4 protein-coding genes are annotated in these 3,902 nt (G+C 35.7%); 3 read left to right on the top strand and 1 reads right to left on the bottom strand.

Going from position 1 to position 3,902, the window contains the following annotated elements:
• Positions 1–48: 48 nt before the first annotated feature.
• Genes hppD through AOG54_RS01480 form a run of 3 tightly spaced genes read left to right on the top strand, consistent with a single transcriptional unit; the run spans position 49 to position 3,148 of the window.
• The gene (hppD, locus tag AOG54_RS01490) at positions 49–1,134 is read left to right on the top strand and encodes a 4-hydroxyphenylpyruvate dioxygenase (RefSeq protein WP_055032315.1); all 1,086 of its coding nucleotides are present in this window, start codon (positions 49–51) and stop codon (positions 1,132–1,134) included.
• A complete protein-coding gene (locus tag AOG54_RS01485) occupies positions 1,131–2,009 on the top strand; it encodes a fumarylacetoacetate hydrolase family protein (RefSeq protein WP_048102344.1) in 879 nt (292 codons plus the stop codon). Before hppD ends, AOG54_RS01485 begins: the two co-directional genes overlap by 4 nt.
• Positions 2,009–3,148, top strand: a complete 1,140-nt coding sequence (locus AOG54_RS01480) for a homogentisate 1,2-dioxygenase (protein WP_055032314.1) — start codon at positions 2,009–2,011, stop codon at positions 3,146–3,148. Before AOG54_RS01485 ends, AOG54_RS01480 begins: the two co-directional genes overlap by 1 nt.
• 2 nt (positions 3,149–3,150) lie before the next feature.
• On the opposite strand, the gene AOG54_RS01475 is transcribed toward AOG54_RS01480, so the two are convergent.
• Complete coding sequence (locus tag AOG54_RS01475) at positions 3,151–3,822, bottom strand: TenA family transcriptional regulator (protein ID WP_055032313.1); 672 nt, start codon at positions 3,820–3,822, stop codon at positions 3,151–3,153.
• Positions 3,823–3,902 lie beyond the last annotated feature (80 nt).

The raw sequence follows: 3,902 nt of genomic DNA, 5'->3' as shown, positions 1-3,902 counted from the left end.
AAATTAATTTATGAAAAAATATAAATATAGTTTTATATATTAATAATTATGTATGAACAGGAGGAGTATGAATTGTTTAAGGGAATAGACCATATTGAGTTTTATGTAAGCAGCGCAAAAACCTGGTCATATTTTTTAAGAAAGGGCATGGGATTTAATTTAGCCGGTTACTCAGGGCCGGAGACCGGAATCAGGGATAGAATATCATATTATTTAAAACAGGGTGACATAAATATAATTTTTACCTCATCAATGGACCCGGATACTGAAATTAACAGGTCAGTAAATTTACACGGTGATGGTGTCAGGGATATTGCCCTGACAGTTGAGGACCTGGATTTTACAAAGAAAAAGCTTGAATCCAGAAATGTTAAAGTTTCTGAAATAAGAAGCATAAATGATGGTAACGGGAAGATCAGGGAGGCATGCATAAAAACATATGGTGATACTGTGCATACATTAATAGAGCGTGGTGATTATGCAGGTGTTTTTCCGGGCTTTAATCAGGTGTATGATAATGAAAAAAACACTGGTGTGAAATGTATAGACCATGTGGTCGGCAACGTTTACGAGGGTGAGATGGACCGCTGGGTAAATTATTATATAAAATCCATGGATTTTAAACAGTTGATAACTTTTGATGACAGGGACATAAGGACAGATTATTCTGCCTTAAGATCAAAGGTTGTGAGGTATAATGATAATATAACCTTTCCAATAAACGAGCCTGCAAGGGGATTAAAAAAATCACAGATAGAGGAATACCTCGATTACTACAGATCTGAGGGTGTCCAGCATATAGCGCTGAAAACAGACAATATAATAGAAACCGTTAAAATGATGAGGAATAATGGTATAGAGTTTCTTGAAACCCCTGATTCATATTATAATTCATTGAATGACCGCGTTAAGAACATTGATGAGGATATAAATGCACTGAGAGACCTTAATATCCTTGTTGACAGGGATGAATATGGATATTTATTGCAGATATTCACAAAGCCGCTTACTGACAGGCCAACACTGTTTTTTGAGATCATAGAAAGGGAGGGTGCAAGATCATTTGGTGCAGGAAATTTTAAGGCACTGTTTGAGGCCATAGAGAGGGAGCAGGCAAGGAGGGGAAACCTGTGAAAATATTCAGGGCCAAAATAAACAATGAGGATAAAATATGCATATATAACAATAAAATATACGATTTATCCATATTATTAAATGAATCAACAGAATATATTGAAAATAATTTTTTTGAACTGTACGATAAAATTCTCAAACTGAAACCGGATGATGATTCATCAGTACATGGCAATATAGAGTATAAAATACCGGTGCCATACATAAGATCGGTCAGGGATTTTTATTCATTCGAGGGCCATGTCAAAAATGCAAGAAAAAACAAGGGATTAAATATGATAGATGAGTGGTATAAATTTCCGGTTTTCTACTTTTCATGCACACCAAATATATATCCATCTGACTGTGATATAAAATATCCTGAAAAATCAAAAATGTTTGATTATGAAATGGAGGTTGCGGCTGTAATAGGCAGAAGAACCATAAACTGCCATGGAAGTGAGTGCATTAAGTCGGTTTATGGGTTTATGATAATGAATGACTGGAGCCTCAGGGATATACAGAGGGAGGAAATGAAGGTGCTTCTTGGCCCCGCCAAGGGAAAGGATTATGCAACATCATTTGGCAGGTATTTCGTCACATCCGATGAGATATTGTCTAAGAGGGATAAGAATAATAAAATAAATCTGAAAATGGAAACATATGTAAATGATAAACTATATTCCTCAGGGAATTTGAATGAGATATATTTCAGCTTCTGTGACATGATTGAACGTGCATCAGAGGATGTGCCATTGCTGCCTGGGGATATAATAGGCAGCGGTACATTTAACACCGGATGCATTCTTGAACTTGGCACTGAATATTTAAGGAAGGGGGATACTGTAACAATGAGATCTGATGACCTTGGCATACTTACAAACAGGGTGGTCTGATGGTTTACTATATTAGACATGGTGAAATGCCAGAATCAAGGCATACTTATACAGGCAGGGATAAACTGCTAAGGGAGGAGCTCTTTGGTTTGAAGGCATTTGATGGAGAATATTCATTATTATACCATTTATATGACCCTGCAGAGGCAGAATCCATTTCAAGGGAGGATAAAAAAGAATTCATAAAAATAAATGAGAGCATGCACAGGCACATAAAAACGATGAAATTTAAGGAGGATTCCGATTTCTTTTATGGCAGAATGGTACTATTTTTAAATGATGAGATTTCCATTGGAATAGTAAGGCCAGAAAAAAATGCTGATTACTATTTCAGGAATGCGGTTGCGGACGAATTATTCTTTGTGCATAATGGTTCAGGTGAAATAATTTCCATATTTGGAAGAAATAAGTATAGAAAGGGGGACTTTATATTTATACCAAGGGGAACAACATATAAAATTAATATCAGTGAGAATTCATATTTCTTCTTTATTGTATCAAAAACTCATATAAAAATACCACATAGGTATTTGAATGAATACGGCCAGATTAAGGAGGGATGTCCATACTATGACCGTGATTTTAATGTACCGGAATTCATTGCACCTGAGACAGGAGTATCCGAATACAATGTTAAGGTTGACTACGGGGATTATTATATGAATATAAAAAGGTTCTATCCTTTATTTGATGTTGCAGGCTGGGACGGATATTTGTATCCATTTACATTGAATATAGATAAAATGGCACCGATTGTTGGAAAACTGCATATGCCACCGCCTGTCCATGAAACCTTTGAATCCGATAATTTCATGGTTGGATCATTTCTGCCCAGGCCGTTTGATTTCCATGAAAAATCCATACCAATACCGTATTATCATAATAATATAAATTCTGATGAGATAATATTTTACTCATCCGGAAATTTTATGAGCAGAAGGGGCATAGAGGCCGGATCCATAACACTCCATGTTCATGGCATGATCCATGGACCACAACCCGGGCTGCTTGAAAAAAGTATTGGCCAGAAGGGCACGGATGAGGTCGCAATCATGGTTGAAACATATAAAGAGCTTTATGCAACAGAATTAACATTGAAAAATGAGGAAAAGGATTATTATTTATCATGGAAAAAATAAATTTATTTTTTATCTGATAATCCCAGCCAGAATTTTTCCTCCAGGTTTAATATATAATCTGCACCCTCAATAAATTTATCCTTTTCGTCCTTTCCATGTATCCCTATGATATTCTGTGTTGCATCCTCATGCTTTGATTCTATCTCTCTGTGAAATGTAAAATATAACATATCCATATTTTTATATTTTTTATCCTTCATTATCCTTAAACCGGGAAGAAGCTTATCCCACATTGGTATTGCCATGTTCTCAAGCCCAAATTCAGCACCAAGGGCGGTTGCGTAATCTGATGAAAATGCCCGGCGCATTCCATTGAGCCATTCCTCAGTTGTTTTGAGCTTTTTCCTTTTCACAAGTTCCTCTGGATTTAAATCTATTGACCTCAAATACCTGCGGTATAAAAGCTCATGCCTGTGATCAGGATTCTCATCTCCAAGCTCTGATACAAGGATCCTTGTAAGCTCGTATGCATCCTCCTCCTTCTGTGTATTAACAAGCAATGTGCTCAAAATCTCCGGCCATTCCCGTGTAAAGTGATAAAATTCTATTGAAAACCGTATGAATTCATTATCCGATATCATCCCCTGTGAAAATCGGTTTATGAAATCATTATTCGTTGCGGCATGGTTTTTCACCCTATTTTTTATTTCAATATAAAAATCTGTAGCCTGCATAATTTAATTTATCCAAATATAATATTTAAAAATTATGTATTGAACATATAATAATTTTTTATATATTACGCTATGCTTAA

It is taken from the genome of Acidiplasma aeolicum (assembly GCF_001402945.1).
Taxonomy (GTDB): domain Archaea; phylum Thermoplasmatota; class Thermoplasmata; order Thermoplasmatales; family Thermoplasmataceae; genus Acidiplasma; species Acidiplasma aeolicum.
The sequence above is the reverse complement of the archived record's forward strand: the minus strand, read 5'-3'. Positions and strand labels throughout refer to the sequence as shown.

Excerpts from the sequence above, each read along its gene's own strand:
- hppD (WP_055032315.1), top strand. The coding sequence starts at position 49 with ATGTATGAACAGGAGGAGTATGAATTGTTTAAGGGAATAGACCATATT.
- AOG54_RS01480 (WP_055032314.1), top strand. The coding sequence starts at position 2,009 with ATGGTTTACTATATTAGACATGGTGAAATGCCAGAATCAAGGCATACT.
- AOG54_RS01475 (WP_055032313.1), bottom strand. The coding sequence starts at position 3,822 with ATGCAGGCTACAGATTTTTATATTGAAATAAAAAATAGGGTGAAAAAC.